Genomic DNA, 21,018 nt, shown 5'->3' on the forward strand with positions numbered 1-21,018 from the left:
CGCTATGGGGGAGGAATTATCCATGTTAAACCATATTTTTCTTCAAATTAAAAATACATTTATCCCTACGTCATCTGATAAAATTAGAGAATTCGAACGGATCGAATCAAAACGCACAAAAACTCGCAGATAAATTCACATATTGAAAGAAGCCGTAAAAGGCTTCTTTTTTTATTTAAAAGTTGATCCCACTTGCTTGGTAAAACTAATTATGTCAGCACCTAAAATTTATCTATCTGTGCCTTTTAAGAACTTTTTACTCTATTAATCTGCTAGTTTTCTCTCAATGAACCTCTATTATTCAAAAAAAAGAAGACAATAAATTGTCTCCTCAAAGTGCTTGTTTGATAAAATCTAAGGTTCTTTCTATAATTACCCGCTGGTCATTATCAAGTGTTGCAACATGGTAACTATCACTCAACTGATGGATTTCTTTTATTTCGGAAGTAATACCATCATAAATAATTTTTGCATTATTTGGCGGTACCACATGGTCCTCATTTGAAACAAAAATTAATGCAGGACAAGTAATTTTTGATAGATTCTCCTTTACCTCATCTATTAATTGTAAAATTTCTTTAATCGATTGAACAGGGGTCTTTTCATAAGCCAGCTCTTTGACACCGGGTTTTTTAATATCAGATCCAATTGCATCTAAAAATCTGACTCCTTCTAATTGCCTCACTGGGTCCATTGCCGGAATATCCACAGCCGCATTTATAAGAACAATCGAACGAATCTCGGGATGTTTTTCCGCCATATAAAGTGTCAGCGTTCCTCCCATTGACAGACCAGTAACAAAGATAGTATCACAACGTTGTTTTAACCATTCATAACCTTCTTCTATCGAGGAAATCCAATCCTGAAAGCTAGTTTTTTCCATATCTTCATAATGTGTACCATGCCCTTTAAGACGCGGTCCGCAAACCGTAAACCCAGCTGCTGCATACGCCTCACCTAAAGGCCGCATGCTTTGAGTCGATCCTGTAAAACCATGAGAAACTAAGATTCCCACTCGATTTCCTTCAAAGTAGAACGGTTCAGCACCTTCTAAAATAGGGTACAATTCAGTCATATTCATTCCTCCACTTTAGTTGTCCTTCATAAAAAGAATTCGCTTCTCTTTCACTAAAACCTTCATTTTGTTTAAAATCTTTTACCTTTAATAAGTGAAGTAAATAGAATGGTATTTATGTAGTTTACATAATAATATTATTTACTTAAGCAAAGGAACTTCAATCTGAGTTCTTATTCATATTTAAATGATTTTCGTGGAGTCTTGCTATTTTTGCTCACCCTTTGTTCAAATTGCAATTTTCTCTTAGAAAATGAGTCTAATAAAATTACCAATTTTTTCTCAATAAAATACTAAAAGCAGTGAATTTCCTCTTGGAAGATCCACTGCTTTTCAATATTTTTGCATGTGCTTTTACCTAAGCGGGTACATCAAAAGAACTTTATTAAGCGATTTTATTAAAATTAATTATCCTCTATTTCTATTTTCAAACTGACTGTACCAGTTATCAATCAGCCGGTGCCAATTATAGAAAAGAGTACTCCTCGGTGCAAGTGGTACTTGACTAAAATCTTCATCGCCGAAAACATCCGCTCCGATTATGTGTATAGCAGCATGAAGGTTAGAGCTCTGAATAAAACTGCCCAATTCATCAGCCGAACCAAACGATGAAAGATTTCTCGTAATACGATTTTCAGCTTCATCTAGGCTTCTTCTCCATGCTGGATGCCTTTTACACTCCATTGGAATCGAAGACCAAGGTTCTACCCTGCGTAGGTTATACCCCTGCTCTTGAAACCAGCTTAAAGTTTTCTGTATAAAGTAACGATGAAAATCGAGGAACTCAATTCCACTTCCAGGTTGTGAACGCATATCCATATGCATGTTATGCCATCTTAAATGCTCATCAAGGAATTGCTTAGGGAAATTAGGTATAGTTGTCATTTGTTATCTCCTTTTTAATATAGCTATATTAGAAAGGAGAACTTTTGATTGTATACTTGTCCTAATTTCGGCCTTTATTTTTAGATTACAATAACCTAGTTCGGAGTTATCCACAAGGTAAAATTCTAATTTGCTAAATTGACAAAAAAAGCATTAATCCTTTTAGATCAATGCACTTGATTATCTTCATATTTAAATGGCATTCCCTATTTCCTTCAAAGAAAGCTTTTGGAGATTCTCAGAATCCAAACTATAAGCTTGTAATTTTTTCTTGAACTTTTTTACAACATCAATGCGATCGTTGTATATAAACACAAACAGCCTAACGTCCTTTTTGCCTCTTTTAGTATCTATAACCAAGCGAGTACCACTGTTTTCAGGGTTTAAATATACTTGCTCGTTCCCTGGCCAGATATAATTTCGTTCTAAAAATGCAGCATTATTAAAGTCGTGAATAATTTGAATTTTAGATTGTCCTTCTAAGTGCCTATCACCAAGCGTTATTGTTACATCTTCGCTTTTAAGTTTTGAATGCACTTCAAAGTTACTAATTAGCCATTCCACAATACCAGTTGGAAGACAAGTCATTAATATTTTAACTAAACTGATGAGAATTATAGAAACTACAACAGCCCAGGTCATCATATATCATCTCCATATCATCTGAATATATATTATAGCACTAGAGTATTATTTTTGGTACCCCATGAGGTAAAAGCTGCAACAAAAAACAGAACCTGGTGTTACTAGGCTCTGTTTTAATTGAACCTATGGTTATCTGTTCCTTTAAAAATAAAACACCCCAAACCATACCGAACAAAGGAATCATGTAGGTCACACTTACCGTTTTAGTTGGTCCTATATTTTTTATTAAATAGTAATAGACAAGATACCCCATCGCAGTACTTAAAAGGGCTACTCCCATAACGGATAAGGAAACAATAGGAGTTATAGCAGATAGTGATTTAGGTAAATTTAATAAGCTGAATGGAAGAATTATCAGGGAAGCACCCATTTGCTGGCCGAAGGCGACAGCTGCGGGAGAGACACTTTCAAAAGTTTTTTAGTATACCACACCTGCCAAACCATAAGAAAACTTGAAAGAATAGAACGGAAAAAGCAGCTATGACCTTTAACGTAAGAGGAATGGGGGCTCCGGCCAACCAATATAACTCCAATTATACCAAGGAAAATACCTGCCCACTTTTTTAAAGTTAACCTTTCATTCAACCAGCCCCAGGCACAAGTGCTGTAAATAAAGGAGTAAGGGAATTAATGATGGATATTAACGAAGAATTCAATTGAAATGAAACTATGGCCACAAGTGTAAAAGGAATTGCAGCATTCAATGACCCCACAATAAGATATTGTCTCCATTTCTTCCTAAACATCGTTGATTGGCCAGTTAGAAATGCGTAAATCAATAAACCAGCTGCAGCAAAGGTAACACGGCCTTGAGCTGTAAGAAACGGACCGATTGCCGGTGAAGCAATTCTAACAAATAAAAACGAGGACCCCCATAGGGCAGTTAATGCAAACAAGGCTCCAATTTCTCTAGTTTTCATCAATCACACCTATTAAAAAACGACTGCTTAATACAGTAATGTATTCCCTCCTTATAATAAATGTCGTTTTGAAAGATGGTTCCAATTAAGGGGCGGCCTAATTTTTTAATATTTCATATAATGGGCACTACTAATAAGTGCCCCTTATTCTGGAAATATATCAGTTTGGCGGTCTTTTTTTATTAAAAATAGATGATTTACATCAAAAAAATAAATTTTTTCTGTTCCGGAATGTATTTTCGAGGATAAAAGCCGGACTTTCCTTAGAAAATATTAAACTTGTTTTAGAGAAATGCACGATTTTTATAAAAGAATGCACGAATCTTAAAAGGAAATGCACGATTTTTATAAAAGAATGCATGAATCTTAAAAGAAAATGCACGATTTTTACTACGATTGCACGGCTTTATAAAGAAATGCCCACTTTACTATTTCTTCTTCATCAATTCTACTATTTTTCCCTTTCATCGCATTACATACGTTGCTGAATGGGCGCGTGTGCTTCTCTTTAGCTATCGGCCTTTTATAAATCTAATGCTCCTCTTTAATTAGATTAATGAAATCGTCTCTCTCCTCATCCATACTGGTGATCATTTTTATATTTTTTTCACTGCTTAAAAATCGCTTCACTCTGCTATTTTGGTAGATAATGTATTCATATCTATAATCCTTTTCCAATTCACCAAACCAGGTTTCTTCCTTTAATCTGTTAATATTCTTCTGGAATTTTGTTTCAAGAGCTCGTTCCGGGATGAAATGTCCAATAATTTCACCTGCGAGATCAAATAGCAATTCAACAATAAAACCGCTAATGGTAATCACCCCCATTAAAATTTGATGACTGTGAAATAGTTTAAGAAAAATAACAATTCATATCGAAATAATGGCCAGAGCCATTTATCATTTTTAAGGAGTTTCATTATTCTTCTATTTATTTAACTTAGTTTCCTTCTACGCTCTGATTATTTTTGGTAATTTTGTTTTAAAAAGTAATTAAGTTAGGAAAAAAATCAAATCTTATGAATTTCTTAAGGTTGGACTGTTAGTATAAGGATTGTTGGAGGGATGAAATTGAAAAAGAATATAATCAAAATAACATTAGATTTACTAATGGCGATCACATTTGCTTTACTAATGAACCCTAGGGTCCTAAATGGACTGCCTTTTCACGAGATTGTCGGGCTATTGATTGGAGTTGCCATCCTTACCCACATCGGCTTGAATTTTCGGTGGGTAATCCAGACTTCCAAGAAAATTTTTAACCCTGCTCATCCGGGAAAGACTCGTTTTAGTTTTGCATTAAATATACTCCTACTAATTTCAATGGCAACTATTATTATTACAGGTATCCTTATCTCACGTGTTGTCTTACCTAGTCTTGCCATTGAAAGCAGCCGGGGCCATTCGGGGACTACATAATCTTTCATCTAACTTGACTCTCGCCCTGGTTGGAATTCATATTGGTGTTCATTGGAAATGGATAATGGGAGTATTTAAGAAAATGTTTAAGTTTAAAGAAGGTAAATGGAGAAAAGAAGCGATTGTTTCAGCGATACTGTCAATCGCTATCCTAGCAGGCCGAATACAATGGTTTGCTTCCACTTCTTCTTCCAGTATGGGGAATTTTGAAGAAAAAAAATTCGCTGAAAATGGACAAAGACCTGACTTCCAGAACGGTAATGGGTCCGATTTTCAAGGACCGCCTCCAGGGAATTTTAATGGTCAGCATGAAAGATTTGATGGCCGCGAACGACATAAAGACCGTGGCGGAGGAAGCCCATTCCTGGTAATTCTAAACTATTTTATCATTTTTGGGGTTCTTACTGTTGGAACTTATTATCTTGAAAAGCGGATTTTACGTAAAAGAAGATTAGCTAAAAGTGCATAGTCAAAACGTCCGTTTCGCACGGACGTTTTTTATGTTTTTAGATATTGTTTCCGAGGCTCTAAAAAATAAGCCACTTTTAAAAAGCGGCTTGATTTAATCTATAAATCCTTAATCATGTTATACCAAACGAATCCGCCATGCTCTGAATTGGATATTCCTTTGTTGAGATACCCATGTTTTTCATAGAAAGGAATTAAACTCTCCTTGCATGTAAGAGTGATCGTTTCACGTTTTTTCACTCTTGCTTCTTTTTCCAGTCGTTCAAGTAATGCTGATGCAATGCCGCGTTTTAGATATTTCGGTAAAACCGCTATTCCTAATATACTTTGATGACCGCTTGCAGTTGGGTTAGCCTTTGTTTCAATAAAAAGATCATCAGTAATATAAGGAACGTCAATGACAGGGCCATTTATAAAACCTATTATTTTACCCTTCTCTTCAGCCACAAAAAACTATCGGCAATGGATTTAATTCGGACTTCAAAGGCATTTTTCGTTGCAGCCTCTTCTTTTTCAAAGCACAAGTTTTCAATCTCCACAAGTTCAGCTAAATCTTCGACTTTTACATTTCGAATTTCCAACAACCCTCTCATTCCTCCCATGATCACATGATATTTTTTTAAAATAATAAAAACTTTGTAAATAAATTATAAAATGAAATTTGAAGAAAGAAAATTAAAAAGATTGGCTTTTCTCATTAAGACAGCTTGAGCGGACCTTGGTACAATTATAAAAAACTTGTGCCTCTCGGGATTCTGCAAATATCCCGGCTAAAATGCGCAAAAAAAGAAACTCGCTAAAAGAACGAGTCTCATCCTTTTTTCTTCGTTAGTAATTCCGCTCCGCCAAGCAAACGTTATGTGACTTAGTGAGGTTTTTACGGATTTTTTCTTTGGAGGAAGCTGTAACTTTCCTGGTTCTAATCTGATAGTAGACAAACAATTGACCCCTGAGTATACTGATAATCTTGTTAATGCCGATATTGCAATTCCTATCAGGCAATGAAACTCGTTTAGTTTCCGAAAACCAATGCTAAAAAGAAAATAGGTGGCAATGAAGGTCGTTTAGTGGTGAACCAACGGTACGTACTTTCCGCCAATTTTTGTTTCTATTCCGCCAATCTCAGCCAAAATTCCGCGAAACCAATAAAGAATCCCGCCAAATCGCTCTGTTGTTCCGCCAAGCAGAAATACCCTTCCGCCAATCCCCTCTCTTTATTCCAAATAAAAAGAGAGAAGGAAAAATTCCTTCTCTCAAAAAACTCTTATTCAGTAGCAGATGTTTTTGTTTTAGCCTTTTTAGATTTTCCATCATTCGGTCCTAAATAAGAGTACGCGTTAGGATTAATCGGTTTAAATCCTTGTGGTGTATAAAAACGCAGTAAGTCTTTATTCACAACCTCGTCAGACATTTGCAGTTCAGTATTTACTTCATTCGAAGTTGATTTATATGCCTTTTGATCAGGCAGTAATTCACCAGTCACTGGATTATAGTATTTCTCCCCTATGGCTGTAACACCAGGAGATACGAAATCACCATTTCTAAATAATGCCCAGTTGCGGTGACTTTTTGATAATAAATCAGACCCAAATTCAATGTAATCCTTGGTATCAATACCTAGTAAATGAAGGAGTGTCGGACGAACGTCTACTTCGCCTCCATATTGATGCTGGACTCCGCCTTTTACACCTGGTACGTGGATATACAATGGAACTTCCTGAAGCTGAGCATTTATAGCTGGTGTGATTTTTGGAACACCAAGGACTTTTGCCATAGCTGTATTATGATTTTCAGAAAGACCATAATGGTCACCATAAAGGACGATGACAGTATTATCGTATAATCCATCTGCCTTTAAGGCATCAAAAAATTGCTTAAGAGCTTCGTCCATATAATGAGCAGATTGAAAATAATTGTTTACGACTGAATCGCCATAATCACCTGCTGGGAAGTTTGTATCCTGTTGATCCATTTCAAATGGGAAATGGTTTGATAGGGATATAAATTTTGTATAGAATGGTTTTTTCAACCCTTCAAGCATTGGCATGGATTCCTGGAAGAAAGGCTTATCCTTCATACCGTAGTTCTTTGTATTTCCTGGAGTGTTCATATCATAATACTCCGCATCGTAGAACTGGTCATAGCCCAAAGCTTTATACATAACGTTTCGATTCCAGAATGTCTTGTAATTTCCATGGAATACTGCAGATGAATAGCCTTGCTGGCCCAGAATGGCAGGTGTTGCCTGGTATGTGTTTTGAGCTTTGTTAACAAATACAGCGCCTTGTCCTAAAGGATATAAAGAGTTTTCCATTAAGAATTCCGCATCAGATGTTTTACCTTGTCCCGTTTGATGATAAAAATTATCAAAATAAAACGTGCTGCCATCATGTGCTAAGGAATTCAAAAAAGGCGTTACTTCTTGTCCATCAGGCATTTTATAATCAATCATGAAATTCTGGAATGATTCAAGTGATACATAAATAACGTTCATTCCTTTTGCTTTTCCAAAATATGCAGGATTTGGTGGCGCATAATGAGCTGTTCGGTAGTTCTGGATATTTGTAATATCACTGCTGCTCGCCATTGCCCGCTCACTTGAAGTTCGAATATTTTGGATGGCATCATAAATGGTAAAATTATATGCCCCTAAATATTTGACTAGGTAGTTTCTGTCAAAGGAACGCGATAGTAATTGCGGACGGTCCTTTTCTGCTAATCCTAGGTTAAAAAGAAAAGTACTTACAGATAATAAAAGAACCACTTGGTAGGATTTACGTGTTTTTGATACTGCCTTTTTGAATACAGTTAATGCAAGTACGATGAGGATAATCGTATCCGTAAAATAAAAAATATCAAGCAAGTTCATTAGGGAGTTTGCACTGTCTCCCAACTGTCCTGCATTTGATTTCGCCTGCATTAAAACCGGTACAGTTATAAAGTCATTGAAAAATCGGTAATAAACGATGTTAGCATATAAAACAAATGACAATAGAAAATTGATACTAATCATTAATTTTTTGGCATGCTTTTTAGAAAGTAAAGCTAGCCCGATAAAAAATAAAGCCGTGCTAATGGGGTTTATAGCTAACAAAAACTTTTGTAAATTATTATCTATCCCTAATTTAAACTCTGATTGATACGCTGCATACGTCTTGATCCAAAATAAAATTACAGCGATGGCAAAAAAGACTATATTACTATTTTCTAATTTTTTTATAAGTTTATTCTTTTCCATTCTAATCTCCTCTCACCTACCAAAAGCTCCGGTAAACGAAGTGAAGCCTTATTATACCATATTTTTTATCCATCCATTGTCCTATTTTTGTGGCTAGAATGGAAAAGTACTGATTCAATTCCCAAGAACTATCATACCTACTAAATATGAACGAACTATGAACAAACAAGAAAAAAATTAAAAAACCAACATAAAAAATTTTAATAGATTTAGTTGATCCTTTGGATTCAATTTACAAATCTTATTTTATGCTGTTTGTTATCATTTATGCTCTTTCGCTAATCAAAGTAATAAATTCCTAAAATAAATATAAGCTTCTTAGGAAACCGATAAAAGAAAGCGAATATTAGTTGTATAAAATATAGGAGGTACAATAAATGAAGCTTCGCCAGGAAACTTTTTTTAAGCAATTAGAAGGTTTTAGAGGTTACTGTTAAAAACCGCAAATGTTACAGACGCCGAAGCCGAAATCATTCCTAAAGGTTTTAAAAATAATATTCGCTGGAATCTCGGTCACGTTTATATTGAACGATATATGTGGATTAAGACATTGATTAAAGAAGATGTAGATGTTAATCAGCAATTCAATGAATGGTTTGGCTGGGGAACCTCTCGGAAGAACTTTACCGGCGAAACTCCTTCCCTGGAAAATTGAAGGCATGGCTTAGAGGGCAGCTTGGAAAAATTAAGGAGTCATATGGTGATAGATTAGAAGAGGAGTTTTCACCAACAGAAATGTGGAATATGTCTACCATTGAGCAAGTCCTGCTCTGGACAAATTTCCACGAGGGTATGCATCTGTAAACCATACTCGACATAAAAAAATTAATCAACACGCCTATTTAAAGTAACTAAATGGGGATATTTTTTTCCTATCCCCTCTTCTATAGCGAACAGAAGTACAGTTATAGTTCTGGAGGAAGTTTGTATATAACTTTCCCCTCAGCATCTAAAAATTCCATTCGTGGTATATCGTTTTCATCAATTGCCATTCGAATTCTAGGGTTTTCCTTTACTGTCTGATAATTGAACGATTACCTCTCCATTTTGATTTTTCCCCATAAAGGCACGGCTGGTATTGCCTTCCCATAATTTATCTAGCTCTAAATCCTTTTCTTCTCTGGATAAACTTGATTCTTGAAGTTCCTTATCTTTTTCTATAATTTCCGGTAAAGGTTTGGCAGGTCTATCATAAATAGAGAAGCCGTAATCCCTTTCGCCATTATTTTCTGTATAACTCATTTGTACAACTTGATCCTGTTTATATTGGTCAAAAGTTAAAGAGGCTGTCGATTCATAATTTCCCTTTTCATCTTTCCAGCTTCCAAATATTAACCCCCCGCACTCATCCCCTTCTCCGTTGTAAAACATTAATCCAGTGATTGGGCCATTCTGTCTGTGGCATGGAAGAATATCTCTTCCATCAATAATTGCAGGTGGAATATGATCTTATACAATGGTTGATAGAAAAGTGGGCAATCAACTAATATTATAAAAAGGACTCACACAAGAGGGGAGGAAAATGATGTATCACTTGAGTTATCAAGTTCCAGACACTGTGCTGCTCACAACAAAAATACCGGTTATAAACGACGAAGGTAAAACCATTTTTTTGCTGCAAAAACAGAGGCTTGGTTTCCTTGGTACAATCGCTGACCTTGCATTGCGATATGGAGTCCGTCATTGTTATCAGATTACCCTGCCAAATGGTAAGCCGATTTATAGCTTAAACAGTGCCTTTCCTGGCATCTGTTATAGGTTAACTGAACACCTCACCGCTCATAATGTCCCAATTAATCAGCATATCGTCCAGTTGCTCGAGTTAGCTTATTCGTTTTCACTTTCCAATCGCGTTTATTACTTTGAAAAGGATTTTAAGGGTAATGGCCATTTGAAATGTGATAACCATCTGATTGCTTCTGTTTCGATGCCTTCCCTGACAAAGGTTTCGATGGTTGATACCATTGTGATAGAAGCTACGACACAGGAATACGCCGCTCTTGCTGCTGCTTTATTTCATATTCTCTTCTATTATAATGCCTAAAAGAGAAAAGCTGCCGAAAGGGGAAATCATCCGGCAGCTAATGGATCAATATACTTTAATCCTTTCTTTCAGTTTCTCCATTGCCCCCTCCTTCCACCTTTTAACAGCAGAAATAGACAGGTTTTCGATATCTGCTATGTCCCTTACAGTAAATCCTTTTATATAGGTGTAAAGAACCCACTTAGTCTGATTTTCTGAAAGTTTTGAACGTCGGCAGTATTCCAAAAGTAAATCTTCCTCAAGAAAATAAACAGGCGAATCATCCTCAATTAATTCCCAAAACTCATCATTTGGATAAATCACTTTTTCCTCTTTTTGATTTTTTTGTGTCATTTCGTTCATAAGCGAGCCTCTCACATAGGAATAGGCATAGGATGAAAACTTTCCTTTATCAAAATTGTATCGCTTACTTGCCTTCCAAAGGGCAATTAATCCCAGCTGGAGGTATTCCTCTTTATTTTTATAAATGTTTAAGGAATGAATAATCCTGTTGATCATGGGTGAGTATTTCTGAGATAGTTCTTCAAAGCTCTCCATTTGTAACCTTTCGGAAAGCGCGCTTTACACTGTATTCCCGGGTACCTTTACCATAACGGTAAAGGCAGTTTCTAAACGAGCCAGCGTGTTTTCAAAAAATGTATAAACCTCGAGCCAAATATCATTCCTACAAGCTAAATTTCAAATTTCCTTTGCTTTTTTATCCTTTCGAACAAATTCATAGTAAATTTTTAAAAAAGGAGTTTTTATTAGATAAATAGAAGTGATATTCAAAAGAAATTTACGTGGTGATTAAATGAAAAGGAAAATCCATATTCTTGGTTCGGTAGGAAGCGGAAAAACAACCCTGGCGAGAAAAATATCCGCAAAGCTTAATATCCCTTGTTTTGAACTGGATAATGTAATGTGGATAAGGCACGAAGCAGGAGACATACGAAGAACAGAAGAAGAAAGGAAAGAATACTTGAACACCATTCTCTCTTCCGGCATGTGGATTATAGAAGGAGTTCATTATGGCGATTGGGTTGCAGCAAGTTTTGAACAAGCGGAATTGATTATCTTTTTGGATACTCCCTATATCTTAAGAGGATATCGAATTATAAAAAGGTTCATTTTCCAAAAAACAGGACTCGAAAAATCGAATTACAAACCGACTTGGAAGATCTTTTTTAAGATGTTTAAGTGGAATCGAGATTTTGAAATAGTCGGGAAACCTCGATTCTTTCAGAAGTATGAAAAATACCGCGATAAGATATTACTTTTTAAAAATAGTAAGCAGGCAATCGATAAATCGAGCGTCACAAAAGGTTAGGAATAAATTTTGGGAAAGAAAGGATCACGAAAAACCACAGACCGTTATTGCCTTGCAATTTGGAGCAAATCCGACCATTTAGCTACTTTAGTAATTGATGGTTTCAAAACCACCACATGCTCGCCCTATATCTTTTACGAGAAAGAAAATGGACCCCTGCCGGTATTGGATGACTATAGCATTATCTTAAACAGCAGCGATGACCTGTAGCAATAATCAAAATAACCGAAGTACTAATGCCAATGAATTTGGTTCCTGAAGATTTTGCAACAGCAGCAGAAGGCGAAGATGACCGGACTTACTAATATTAGAAAGAAGCTCACGAAAGTTTCTTTACTCATCAATTCAGAAAAATCAGCTTGAGTTTTTACATGATATATTACTAGTTGCGAACATTTTGAACTGGTTAATGAAAAAAGTTGATAACAAAAGCGACTGGAGCTCCAGGCGCGCTTAGTTTATTTTTTTAAATTCAACCTGCTTTTTCTATATTTATTTCCTTACGTACTTTTTCTCTTACCTTAAGTAACCCATTCTTAGCTTTCTATATATCCAGCAGAATTGATCAATAACACGCTGAACCTTGCTCATGTTTCACAGAAGTGGATGATGAAGCATCTAGTCAAAGCATATCGTTAACTACATGGCACCTAGTACTTTTGAAAAGGATCAATGGGATTCTTTGTTCGCTGCTCAGGAGTCCTTCCTTTGGCATAGGTATTTTTATAAAACCACAAAAGTTTCCGTAACCCAAAATTAATTCCTATATTCAACATTTTTACGAACGTTTTATTTCATCCTTCATATAATTTCTTTACGAGAAAGAAAAAATTTTTTACCCAAAAAGTTTCCTTGACGCAATTTTTTTAGAAAAGTACAAAAAAAAAAAAAAAAAAACAGATCTCAAGGAGGATATTATGAGTGAAAAGGTAAAAGAACTGCAACTATCACCCAATGAAGGATGGAGGAATAAACGGAGCCAGCCTACATTACCGGAGGTTTATCGAAGTATTCGTATTCCAAAGGCAGGCTCGTGGATTAAAAAATTTATGGCCTTTGCAGGGCCAGGGTATTTAGTAGCCGTAGGATATATGGATCCAGGCAACTGGGCAACGGATATTGCAGGGGGTTCTCTATTTGGATATACCCTGCTCTCTGTAATTTTATTATCCAATTTAATGGCTATTCTGCTTCAGGCACTTGCTGGAAAGCTTGGAATTGTAACAGGAAGAGACTTGGCACAGGCTTGCCGGGATCATTACAGCAAACCAGTCGCCATGGGGTTATGGATATTATGCGAATTAGCTATTGCTGCTTGTGATTTAGCAGAAGTAATTGGTTCAGCCATCGCCTTAAATTTATTATTTGGAATACCACTGATTTATGGAGTTATCATTACAGCCTTAGATGTATTAGTGGTACTACTGTTGCAAAATAAAGGATTTCGTTATATCGAAACCCTTGTGATCGTACTCATCATTACAATTGGTGGATGTTTTGCAGCTGAAATCTTTCTTTCAAGGCCAGAAATAGGAGGAATTTTAAAAGGCTTTGTCCCTAGTTCAGAGATTATTAGCAACCCTACTATGCTTTATATCGCAATTGGAATATTAGGAGCAACAGTCATGCCGCATAATTTATATCTTCATTCTTCCATTGTTCAAACCAGAAAGTATGATAATACCATTAGGGGGAAACGGGAAGCTATCAAATATGCAACCTGGGACTCCACAATTGCTCTGTTCTTTGCTTTATTTATCAACGCAGCCATCCTTATTGTTTCATCTGCTACATTTCATAAAGCAGGAATGACTGAAGTGGCAGAAATTAATGATGCTTATCAATTGCTTACACCACTGTTAGGGACAGCCATGGGCAGTATCCTATTTGGAGTAGCACTGCTTGCCTCTGGTCAAAACTCCACTTTAACCGGTACACTTGCTGGTCAAATCGTTATGGAAGGGTTTCTAAATATTCGCTTACCGGCTTGGTTCAGACGATTGATTACCCGACTCATTGCCATTGTGCCAGCTGTAATTGTAACAGCACTTTATGGTGAAAGCGGTACAGCTCAACTATTAATATTAAGTCAGGTGATCTTATCGTTACAGCTGTCATTTGCTGTAGTACCTCTTATTAAATTTACAAGCGATCAAAGGAAAATGGGTGAGTTCGTCAATCCATTATGGTTAAAAATACTTGCCTGGTTTGTGGCGGCCGTTATTATAAGCCTAAATGTATACCTGTTGTTCCAGACCTTTTTAGGTTAGAGCGTAGGATTAAAATAGAGCAGCCAGAAATCCCAGCTGCTCTCTCTCACCTATTCTTCTCCCTTTTCTTCCAGAGCTTGAAAATTGTACTTTCCGTTGGCACCTTTTTTAAATTCATGCGTGCTTTCGGGTTTAAATATAATCCTCTCCGGGAACCTTAGCCTGCTGGCAGTGATTTTCCGCAGATCAGCCGCAGCCGTACGTTTATGATTAAAAGGAGTCAATAGGGCATCGACCAATATGGAGTGGCCGCTATGAAAGACTACTTTCGTTTTCAGTCCCTGAGCCATAGTGTTGTAAATTTTGATTTCATTAAAGATGATAGCATCCTCATTATTCATGGATTTGTGGGAAAATACCACAATCTCATGAAATGGATTAATTACAACTGGAACCATACTGTTGCTTGGAACGATTGTTTTAGCACTGGCAATGGCTGCCCTTAAATCCGAATTTATATATTTAAGAGATTCATCAAGAATTTGAATAGGTGTCTTGTCAACTAGAAAAGAAAGGACTTCTTCCATCACCCTCGTACACAGCTTTCCGTTTTTATCATACTCCCCCACCATCATATTCATTTTTTTATCAATTATATAAAAAGGTATTATTCTCAAAAAATATTTCCCCCTATAATAAATGTTTACATTATTAAAGATAAAACGGTATACTAACATAGTTGGTAATCCAACAGCCAAGGACTCATGGGCGCTGTCTTAGCGGGCACATATCGCTCATGGGTTCTTTTTTTATTCAATCATACACATTCCCCCTTTAACCCCCCGGTTAAATAAATTTTTCGAAAAGTAGTACAATTTTCCCGCACCATCATTATAGACCAAAACAAAATACCAAAATAGTAATTAACCAAATCTACACAAAAACGACATAATTTTACTTTCGCGTATCAAATAGCGCCAAAATACAGCCCGTTTCTTCCTGGAAAAGAAAAAACATGAACCATAAAACGATAAACGTTCCCCTATTTATTATTGAAGAATATTACCTATGAATCTGCCCATATCCGAGCAGGACATTCACACGTAATTCTTATTGCCGAATATATTGTAAGAGCAATTAGGAGGTGATAGAGCTGAAACGTTTATATACAAACGATGCCTCCCAGCGGGAACAGCTGAAACAATGGGAAAAAAGCGCCCTGGAAAAATTCGAGGAAAAAATGTTAGATAAAGAAAAACCATTCCCCTGCATTCCTGCAACAATTGGGTATGCCAAAAATCGATTTCTTTATGGATTTGCCGATGATCCAAGGAAGGCTTCTTCAATTGATGAAGCTGCTGGCATGCTTTGTGAATATTCTTCTAAATTCAAACAAATTGGCTCCTACACTTCCCTTATTATCTTTTACAAGACACCAGAAATTTTGAGCGTGGAACAATTTGAACAGTTGTTTTGGGAACAGTTAAACGGTTTTGCAAATCGAGACGAACTGAAATGGCCGGACCTTTTCCCTACTGATCCCCATAATCCTATGTGGGAGTTTTGTTTTAACGGTGAACAATATTTTATGTACTGTGCGTCCCCTGCCCATACCAACAGAAAAAGCAGGCATTTTGATTATTTCATGCTGGCAGTTACCCCCCGGTGGGTCCTTCAGGAATTTAACAAGTCTGAAAACCAGGCAAAAAGGATACGCTCACACGTGCGGGAAAGACTAAGTAACTATGATTCAATCGGCATTCACCCTGATTTAAATACTTATGGCAATGATTACAACTATGAATGGAAACAATATTTTTTACGCGATGACGGAACATCTTTATCGAAATGCCCCTTTCATAATCCAAAATAATTAAAGCACCTTACAGAAAGGTGCTTTAATTTTTCCAGTTTGGATTAGCTGAACTTATAAAATGATCAATTCCCTCGGTGCTTAGCTTACCTTTTACAATTACGTAGTATTTCCCGTCTATTTTTAAAGGATTTGTAAATGTGATGTCCATTATCTTTTTGCTTCCACTATAAAAGACTGCATTATGTATCCAGCCAACAGAAGGCTCATGATCCTTCTCTTCTTTCACAATATAATGGTCCACCATTTGAATAAAGTCATTTACCTGTTTATGGTTATCTATGGTAACAGGCTTATTCCGGCCTCTGCCATCATAAAAAACAATTTTTGTAATTTCATTATATTTTACGTTTGTCACTTTGGTTATCTTTTGCTCCTTGCTTGGATGATCTGAACAGCCGAGTAATAATGACCCCAATATAACTATGATAAATGGCAGTATTAGTATCCTTTTCACACCATCCCCCCCTATACATAAAGACGAATAACCGTTGCTTTTTGTTACCTTCCTTCCATTTAAAAACAAGGCTTATCTAAAAAAAAATGTGTAGAACAAACTGACTACTTTTCCAATACAATGAAACTAGCTAGACTAGTACCTTGTATATAATTGTCCAATGAATAAGGAGTGGTTAAATGGGGGCAATTAATGGGAAAGATTTTATTGATCGTTTAAACCAGCAGAAGACGGAAATATGGTATAACGGGAAAAAGATAGAGGGCAATATTTCTGAACACCCCGCCTTTAAAGGGATCATTCATACGAAAGCGTCACTTTACGATTTGCAAAATGAACCTAGTCTTACAGGCCAAATGACTTTTAAATCACCCATAACCGGAAATCCTGTTGGAATTTCTTACTTGCAGCCCAAAACGAAGGAGGACTTAAAAAAAAGACGGAAAATGATTAAAATTTGGGCAAAACACACAAACGGCATGATGGGAAGAAGTCCGGATTATATGAACACAGCTATCATGAGTTTTGCTTCCACCGAAAATATTTTAAAAGGCAAAGAAAATTGTTTTCCTGAGAATATAATAGCCCTCTATGAAAGGGCTCTAGAAGAGGACTTATCCTTTACACATACTCTTATTACACCTCAAGTTAATCGTGCACATCTGTATTTCGAGGACTCTAAGGATCCAATTGCCGCGAAAGTTATAGATCAAAATGAAAAAGGCATTGTCATAAAAGGAGCTCGGCTTCTCGCTACTCAAGGCGGAATTACGGATGAAGTATTAGTGTATTCAGCTCCTGGGTTATTTGATCCAAGCGAAGCCTTCGCGTTTTCCATCCCATCAGATACGAAAGGATTGAAATTTATATGCCGCGAATCCTTTGTTGGCGGCGAATCAGCCTTTGATCATCCCTTAAGTTCGAAATACGAGGAAATGGATACAGTAATTGTTTTTGACAATGTTTTGGTTCCTTGGGATCGAGTCTTTTTTTATGACAACGTAGAAGCCTCCAACATCTTCATTCTGCAAAGTTCTTTTTACCCTAATGCTATTCATCAGGTTATAACCAGACAAGTAGTTAAAATAGAATTTTTGTTAGGTATTGCAGAGCTTCTTGTACAAACCATTAATGTTGGTGAGTATCAGCATATACAGGAAAAACTTTCAGAAATTATCGTGGGGCTTGAAACAATGAAAGCCCTGGCCGATAAATCAGAAACTCATGCCGAAATAGATGAATGGGGTAATATAAGGCCCTGTTATATCCCTCTGCAAGCTGCGAGTGTCATTTTCCCCAGGTTATACCCACGTTTTTGCGAAATAATCCAGTTAATTGGAGCTAGCGGTATGGTGACTCTCCCGTCCGAAAAAGACTTTCATTCTAAGCTTAGAACAGACCTTGACCAGTATTTACAGGGTGCGAGTAAAGACGCAGAGGACCGGGTGAAAATATTCCGTTTAGCCTGGGACCTAACCATGAGTTCATTTGGAACAAGGCAAATACATTATGAACGTTATTTTTTTGGCGATCCTATTCGTTTAGCAGGCAAATTGTACAAAAGTTATCCCCTTGATGGCCTTGTTGGAAAAGTTAATGATTTCCTGAATTTAAAAGATAAATGACGTGTTCCGATACACACGTCATTTATCTTTTAAATAGAGAACCAATATTTCGTCCGTCGTTAAAATGGTGGCAAACTCTTTATGAAGAGCAGCAAGTTCCGCATTTTGAATTTCGTCAGCCGAATGGTAAATCCCTTTATAATCGGTAATTTCAAAGGCTGCAATCGCATCCGAAATCAGGTATGTATCAAATCCCAGGTTTCCGCTCATCCGTGTTGTAGTGGAAACACAGTGCTGGGTGGACAATCCTGTAATCACCACTGTCTTGATTTGCTGATCTCTTAAATAGAACTCCAGTTTGGTTCCGATAAACGCACTGTTTACGTTTTTCGGAAACACCTTTTCTCCTTCAAGCGGCTGAATGACTTCTTTGAAATGAATACCGGTTTTATTTTTATGGTACAGTGGCGATTTTGGTAAAAGCGATAAATGCTGAGAGTAAAGGATTGGCCAATTCTTTTGCCTCCATGCTGTCAGCAGGCGTAAGATGTTCTCCTCAGCCTGAGGATTGTTTCGCTTCCCCCAGTTGGGATCATCAAAACCCTTTTGAACGTCCAGCACCATTAATGCCGGGGGATTTAAAAATTGCATCATAAATTCCTTCCTAACCTTTTTTGGTTAAGTTTTGCATTAAGGAACTGTTTCATTCTATTTTTCGTATCAATTGTCTGAGGAGATGCTGAGCCCCGGGAAGAACGAAGAGGCTGATTCCCTTCCCCCGGTATAATAGGTTTTGCTCAATCAGCCCTTGGGTCAATAATATTTTAAGGTCAATCAATTTCCCATTATAAATGGCAAGACCATCCTTGGAGGTTATTTTGATAATCTTCCAAAGCAGTCTTTTCTGTGGCTGAGGCAGACTCCTCATCCTATTTAATACGGGTATTTCTGAAACGGGAATCAGCTTATCTAAGCCGGCCCGGTAAGGAAAAGATTCTTTCACCTGGAATCATCTCTCCTTTATTTAAATAAATGCTGAACCTCTAACTGGAATTCTTTCAGCAGTTCAAAGTTTGATGTATATCCTAGACTCTCAACCAAGTTTCGGTAGTACCATTCCTGCTGCTCTCTGCCACGGTTAAACCTTTTCCAGACGGCATCCCCCTCCGCTGCATAATCCTTAATGATTGATCGGATATTATGTAATTTATCAGCACAGGCAACGGCCCGAATTTCTTCTGAAGCTGTTTTTAAAAAATCTATTGTATGCTCTTTGCGTACCTCCCAGGAAAGCTCCTTATTCGGTTCGGAACATCCGGCTACAATTTCAGCAATCTCAGCTCCAAACTCTTCCTTAATATCTTGAAGCTCCAGATTTGTATCCTCAATAGTATCATGCAAAATCCCTGCAGCTACCACTGCTTCCCCGTATCCTGCTTTTAATAAGATCATTCCAACTGCTGCCGGGTGGCTGATATACGGAATATCAGTACCTTTTCGATTCTGATTTCGGTGTGCTTTACTTGCTACCTGAAGAGCCTTAACAATAAGTTCCATTTACCTTCCTCCTTCCAAAAACTAAGCATTCTTGTGTTTTGTAATAAAATCGATACCTATATCTAATAAAAAAGAACATACCAATAGCATTAAGAGGCCTGTACTGACTATCCCCATTGTCAGCCAGCCCCATCCAAGCCATACCATTAACCAGCCTATAACACCGAAAAGGAATAAGCATGAAGAAGTGATGTACTTCCATCTAGTGTTTTTGGGTAAATAAACGTGGATAGCATACATTCCATAAAATAAGATAAGCACCAATCCAAAAAACCAAACAAGCAGCTCACCCATCTTTCCTTCACCCTTTTCACCAAAATTACTTACCCATATTTTACCACTGCTAAGCAATAAAAAAGAAGATGGAATTTAACCATCTTCTCTAAGAATTAATTGCTTTTCTTTTAAAAATTAAACCCTCTATCTTCGTATATAAATTAATCAAAAAAGTAATTAACTTACCAACTATTTTTGAACTGTTTGCAAGTTTATGAACAATAAAAGCTGAGACAGTACCAATTATCATTCCTGCAATAACGTCTGCTGGATAATGAACGCCTGTCCAAACACGAGATAAGGAAATACCTGCGGCTAATAGAAGCCATAACCATCCATCGCGCTTTTTCCATTGCCAAATAGCCATGGCAATGACAAATGACCCGGTTGCATGGTCACTTGGAAAGGAATCATTTTTCGCATGAGGAATCAGCCAATTGACATGGTGATGAACAAAGGGTCTGTCACGGTAAATAAACATCCCAATTAGTACATTAATCCCTAAAGCCAGACAAGCTGCCAGGCAAGCCTCCACTACCATTCTTCGATTGTCACTCTTCGAAATCCTAAAGAACCAATAGAAAATAAGACCTGCAAAAAATATATATTCAGCGCGTTCAGCCAGTAAAATCATTAAGGGATTTAGCACCCTCTCACTAACAGCAAGATGGTTAATGAATTGAAAAGCATTTAAATCCAATTTTGATAACATAATAAACCCCCATACCAAGCTATTTTTATATAATAAGAATAGTCCCCCATGCTTAACTTTTTCTAAACTATTAATTAAATTTGCATTAATTTACTTTCAAACTTGGCTTTGTTAATCTCCCATGTTGATTTCCGCTCTTGGACCACTTTTCCCGCAGGACATTGAATAGCTCCCTTGAAATCGCCCACGCACGAAGGAAATGCGTATGCATTTTCGAGGAGTCTCGCGCCTTTTTTTTCAATCAAATTAAGAAAAAATCAACAATGAGATTTAACAGAGACTCCTACATTAAAAACCCCGCTATTTATGGCAAGTGAAAAGTTAAATACAAAAAAACAGCTTCCATTTAGAAAGCCGTTTTTTGT

General features: G+C 36.8%; 22 protein-coding genes and 3 pseudogenes. 8 read left to right on the forward strand and 17 right to left on the reverse strand.

Going from position 1 to position 21,018, the window contains the following annotated elements; genetic code table 11:
• Positions 1-331: 331 nt before the first annotated feature.
• The 6 genes and pseudogenes from G8761_RS09530 to G8761_RS09560 form a co-directional block, all read right to left on the reverse strand.
• Positions 332-1,075 carry an alpha/beta hydrolase gene (locus G8761_RS09530; protein ID WP_166025959.1) on the reverse strand — a complete coding sequence of 248 codons (744 nt, stop codon included), beginning with the start codon at positions 1,073-1,075 and terminating at the stop codon, positions 332-334.
• Between the two features lie 408 nt (positions 1,076-1,483).
• The gene (locus G8761_RS09535) at positions 1,484-1,960 is read right to left on the reverse strand and encodes a hypothetical protein (RefSeq protein WP_243449957.1); all 477 of its coding nucleotides are present in this window, start codon (positions 1,958-1,960) and stop codon (positions 1,484-1,486) included.
• A 192-nt stretch (positions 1,961-2,152) separates the two neighbouring features.
• The gene (locus G8761_RS09540) at positions 2,153-2,602 is read right to left on the reverse strand and encodes a YfmQ family protein (RefSeq protein ID WP_166026202.1); all 450 of its coding nucleotides are present in this window, start codon (positions 2,600-2,602) and stop codon (positions 2,153-2,155) included.
• 40 nt (positions 2,603-2,642) lie between these two features.
• Positions 2,643-3,005: pseudogene (locus G8761_RS28050) on the reverse strand (EamA family transporter); the annotation flags it as partial.
• Between the two features lie 181 nt (positions 3,006-3,186).
• Positions 3,187-3,525 (reverse strand): EamA family transporter, encoded by a 339-nt coding sequence (locus G8761_RS09550; RefSeq protein ID WP_166025961.1) that lies wholly within the window; start codon positions 3,523-3,525, stop codon positions 3,187-3,189.
• Between the two features lie 531 nt (positions 3,526-4,056).
• Complete coding sequence (locus G8761_RS09560; RefSeq protein ID WP_166025965.1) at positions 4,057-4,347, reverse strand: hypothetical protein; 291 nt, start codon at positions 4,345-4,347, stop codon at positions 4,057-4,059.
• Positions 4,348-4,596: 249 nt separating this feature from the next.
• On the opposite strand from G8761_RS09560, the gene G8761_RS27110 reads away from it, so the two are divergent.
• Positions 4,597-4,944, forward strand: a complete 348-nt coding sequence (locus G8761_RS27110) for a hypothetical protein (protein ID WP_243449958.1) — start codon at positions 4,597-4,599, stop codon at positions 4,942-4,944.
• Positions 4,945-5,026: 82 nt separating this feature from the next.
• On the forward strand, positions 5,027-5,413 hold the full coding sequence (locus G8761_RS27115; protein WP_243449959.1) for a hypothetical protein: 387 nt from the start codon (positions 5,027-5,029) through the stop codon (positions 5,411-5,413).
• Positions 5,414-5,511: 98 nt separating this feature from the next.
• Here G8761_RS27115 and G8761_RS09570 read toward each other — a convergent pair.
• The 3 genes and pseudogenes from G8761_RS09570 to G8761_RS09585 all read right to left on the reverse strand — a co-directional run bounded on the left by G8761_RS09570 (position 5,512) and on the right by G8761_RS09585 (position 10,021).
• Positions 5,512-5,996, reverse strand: a pseudogene (locus G8761_RS09570) (GNAT family N-acetyltransferase).
• A gap of 680 nt (positions 5,997-6,676) precedes the next feature.
• Positions 6,677-8,650 carry a lipoteichoic acid synthase gene (ltaS, locus tag G8761_RS09575; RefSeq protein WP_166025967.1) on the reverse strand — a complete coding sequence of 658 codons (1,974 nt, stop codon included), beginning with the start codon at positions 8,648-8,650 and terminating at the stop codon, positions 6,677-6,679.
• A 999-nt stretch (positions 8,651-9,649) separates the two neighbouring features.
• Positions 9,650-10,021: a hypothetical protein gene (locus G8761_RS09585; RefSeq protein ID WP_166025969.1), complete on the reverse strand. Its 372-nt coding sequence runs from the start codon at positions 10,019-10,021 to the stop codon at positions 9,650-9,652.
• A gap of 151 nt (positions 10,022-10,172) precedes the next feature.
• Here G8761_RS09585 and G8761_RS09590 point away from each other — a divergent pair, with 151 nt between their 5' ends.
• A complete protein-coding gene (locus G8761_RS09590) occupies positions 10,173-10,694 on the forward strand; it encodes a tubby C-terminal domain-like protein (RefSeq protein ID WP_166025971.1) in 522 nt (173 codons plus the stop codon).
• A gap of 45 nt (positions 10,695-10,739) precedes the next feature.
• On the opposite strand, the gene G8761_RS09595 is transcribed toward G8761_RS09590, so the two are convergent.
• Positions 10,740-11,231 carry a sigma-70 family RNA polymerase sigma factor gene (locus tag G8761_RS09595; RefSeq protein WP_166025974.1) on the reverse strand — a complete coding sequence of 164 codons (492 nt, stop codon included), beginning with the start codon at positions 11,229-11,231 and terminating at the stop codon, positions 10,740-10,742.
• A 256-nt stretch (positions 11,232-11,487) separates the two neighbouring features.
• Between G8761_RS09595 and G8761_RS09600 the strand changes: the two genes are divergently transcribed.
• From G8761_RS09600 to G8761_RS09610, 3 genes and pseudogenes are all read left to right on the forward strand, one after another.
• Positions 11,488-12,003: a P-loop NTPase family protein gene (locus tag G8761_RS09600; protein ID WP_166025975.1), complete on the forward strand. Its 516-nt coding sequence runs from the start codon at positions 11,488-11,490 to the stop codon at positions 12,001-12,003.
• A pseudogene (locus tag G8761_RS09605) lies at positions 11,924-12,426 on the forward strand (ASCH domain-containing protein). The gene G8761_RS09600 and the pseudogene G8761_RS09605 overlap by 80 nt, the downstream one beginning before the upstream one ends.
• 494 nt (positions 12,427-12,920) lie before the next feature.
• Positions 12,921-14,273, forward strand: a complete 1,353-nt coding sequence (locus tag G8761_RS09610) for an Nramp family divalent metal transporter (protein ID WP_166025977.1) — start codon at positions 12,921-12,923, stop codon at positions 14,271-14,273.
• Positions 14,274-14,323: 50 nt separating this feature from the next.
• On the opposite strand, the gene G8761_RS09615 is transcribed toward G8761_RS09610, so the two are convergent.
• Entirely contained in the window at positions 14,324-14,890 is a 567-nt protein-coding gene (locus tag G8761_RS09615; protein ID WP_166025979.1) for a competence protein ComK, read from the reverse strand.
• Between the two features lie 467 nt (positions 14,891-15,357).
• Here G8761_RS09615 and G8761_RS09620 point away from each other — a divergent pair, with 467 nt between their 5' ends.
• The gene (locus G8761_RS09620) at positions 15,358-16,086 is read left to right on the forward strand and encodes a YqcI/YcgG family protein (protein ID WP_338000934.1); all 729 of its coding nucleotides are present in this window, start codon (positions 15,358-15,360) and stop codon (positions 16,084-16,086) included.
• Positions 16,087-16,111: 25 nt separating this feature from the next.
• Here G8761_RS09620 and G8761_RS09625 read toward each other — a convergent pair whose 3' ends face one another.
• Complete coding sequence (locus G8761_RS09625; RefSeq protein WP_166025980.1) at positions 16,112-16,543, reverse strand: hypothetical protein; 432 nt, start codon at positions 16,541-16,543, stop codon at positions 16,112-16,114.
• Positions 16,544-16,722: 179 nt separating this feature from the next.
• On the opposite strand from G8761_RS09625, the gene hpaB reads away from it, so the two are divergent.
• Positions 16,723-18,168: a 4-hydroxyphenylacetate 3-monooxygenase, oxygenase component gene (gene hpaB / locus G8761_RS09630; RefSeq protein ID WP_166025982.1), complete on the forward strand. Its 1,446-nt coding sequence runs from the start codon at positions 16,723-16,725 to the stop codon at positions 18,166-18,168.
• Positions 18,169-18,186: 18 nt separating this feature from the next.
• Here the strand turns inward: hpaB and G8761_RS09635 are convergent, their stop codons facing one another.
• The 5 genes from G8761_RS09635 to G8761_RS09655 form a co-directional block, all read right to left on the reverse strand.
• Positions 18,187-18,762, reverse strand: a complete 576-nt coding sequence (locus G8761_RS09635; protein WP_207789172.1) for a cysteine hydrolase family protein — start codon at positions 18,760-18,762, stop codon at positions 18,187-18,189.
• A 49-nt stretch (positions 18,763-18,811) separates the two neighbouring features.
• Positions 18,812-19,111, reverse strand: coding sequence for a hypothetical protein (locus G8761_RS09640; RefSeq protein ID WP_166025984.1), 300 nt, complete (start codon positions 19,109-19,111; stop codon positions 18,812-18,814).
• 17 nt (positions 19,112-19,128) lie between these two features.
• A complete protein-coding gene (locus G8761_RS09645) occupies positions 19,129-19,665 on the reverse strand; it encodes an HD domain-containing protein (RefSeq protein WP_166025986.1) in 537 nt (178 codons plus the stop codon).
• A gap of 21 nt (positions 19,666-19,686) precedes the next feature.
• Complete coding sequence (locus G8761_RS09650) at positions 19,687-19,959, reverse strand: hypothetical protein (RefSeq protein ID WP_166025988.1); 273 nt, start codon at positions 19,957-19,959, stop codon at positions 19,687-19,689.
• Positions 19,960-20,047: 88 nt separating this feature from the next.
• On the reverse strand, positions 20,048-20,653 hold the full coding sequence (locus G8761_RS09655) for an undecaprenyl-diphosphatase (RefSeq protein ID WP_166025990.1): 606 nt from the start codon (positions 20,651-20,653) through the stop codon (positions 20,048-20,050).
• Positions 20,654-21,018 lie beyond the last annotated feature (365 nt).

Origin of the sequence: Neobacillus terrae, from assembly GCF_011393025.1 — a bacterium.
Classification (GTDB): Bacteria; Bacillota; Bacilli; order Bacillales; family Cytobacillaceae; genus Neobacillus_A; species Neobacillus_A terrae.

Coding starts and splice junctions, on each gene's coding strand:
- ltaS (WP_166025967.1), bottom strand. CDS start 8,650: ATGGAAAAGAATAAACTTATAAAAAAATTAGAAAATAGTAATATAGTC.
- G8761_RS09650 (WP_166025988.1), bottom strand. CDS start 19,959: ATGGGTGAGCTGCTTGTTTGGTTTTTTGGATTGGTGCTTATCTTATTT.
- G8761_RS09595 (WP_166025974.1), bottom strand. CDS start 11,231: ATGGAGAGCTTTGAAGAACTATCTCAGAAATACTCACCCATGATCAAC.
- G8761_RS09610 (WP_166025977.1), top strand. CDS start 12,921: ATGAGTGAAAAGGTAAAAGAACTGCAACTATCACCCAATGAAGGATGG.
- G8761_RS09535 (WP_243449957.1), bottom strand. CDS start 1,960: ATGACAACTATACCTAATTTCCCTAAGCAATTCCTTGATGAGCATTTA.
- G8761_RS09655 (WP_166025990.1), bottom strand. CDS start 20,653: ATGTTATCAAAATTGGATTTAAATGCTTTTCAATTCATTAACCATCTT.
- G8761_RS09590 (WP_166025971.1), top strand. CDS start 10,173: ATGATGTATCACTTGAGTTATCAAGTTCCAGACACTGTGCTGCTCACA.
- G8761_RS09600 (WP_166025975.1), top strand. CDS start 11,488: ATGAAAAGGAAAATCCATATTCTTGGTTCGGTAGGAAGCGGAAAAACA.
- G8761_RS27115 (WP_243449959.1), top strand. CDS start 5,027: ATGTTTAAGTTTAAAGAAGGTAAATGGAGAAAAGAAGCGATTGTTTCA.
- G8761_RS09540 (WP_166026202.1), bottom strand. CDS start 2,602: ATGACCTGGGCTGTTGTAGTTTCTATAATTCTCATCAGTTTAGTTAAA.
- G8761_RS09550 (WP_166025961.1), bottom strand. CDS start 3,525: ATGAAAACTAGAGAAATTGGAGCCTTGTTTGCATTAACTGCCCTATGG.
- G8761_RS09585 (WP_166025969.1), bottom strand. CDS start 10,021: ATGTTTTACAACGGAGAAGGGGATGAGTGCGGGGGGTTAATATTTGGA.
- G8761_RS09645 (WP_166025986.1), bottom strand. CDS start 19,665: ATGGAACTTATTGTTAAGGCTCTTCAGGTAGCAAGTAAAGCACACCGA.
- G8761_RS09635 (WP_207789172.1), bottom strand. CDS start 18,762: ATGATGCAATTTTTAAATCCCCCGGCATTAATGGTGCTGGACGTTCAA.
- G8761_RS09530 (WP_166025959.1), bottom strand. CDS start 1,075: ATGACTGAATTGTACCCTATTTTAGAAGGTGCTGAACCGTTCTACTTT.
- hpaB (WP_166025982.1), top strand. CDS start 16,723: ATGGGGGCAATTAATGGGAAAGATTTTATTGATCGTTTAAACCAGCAG.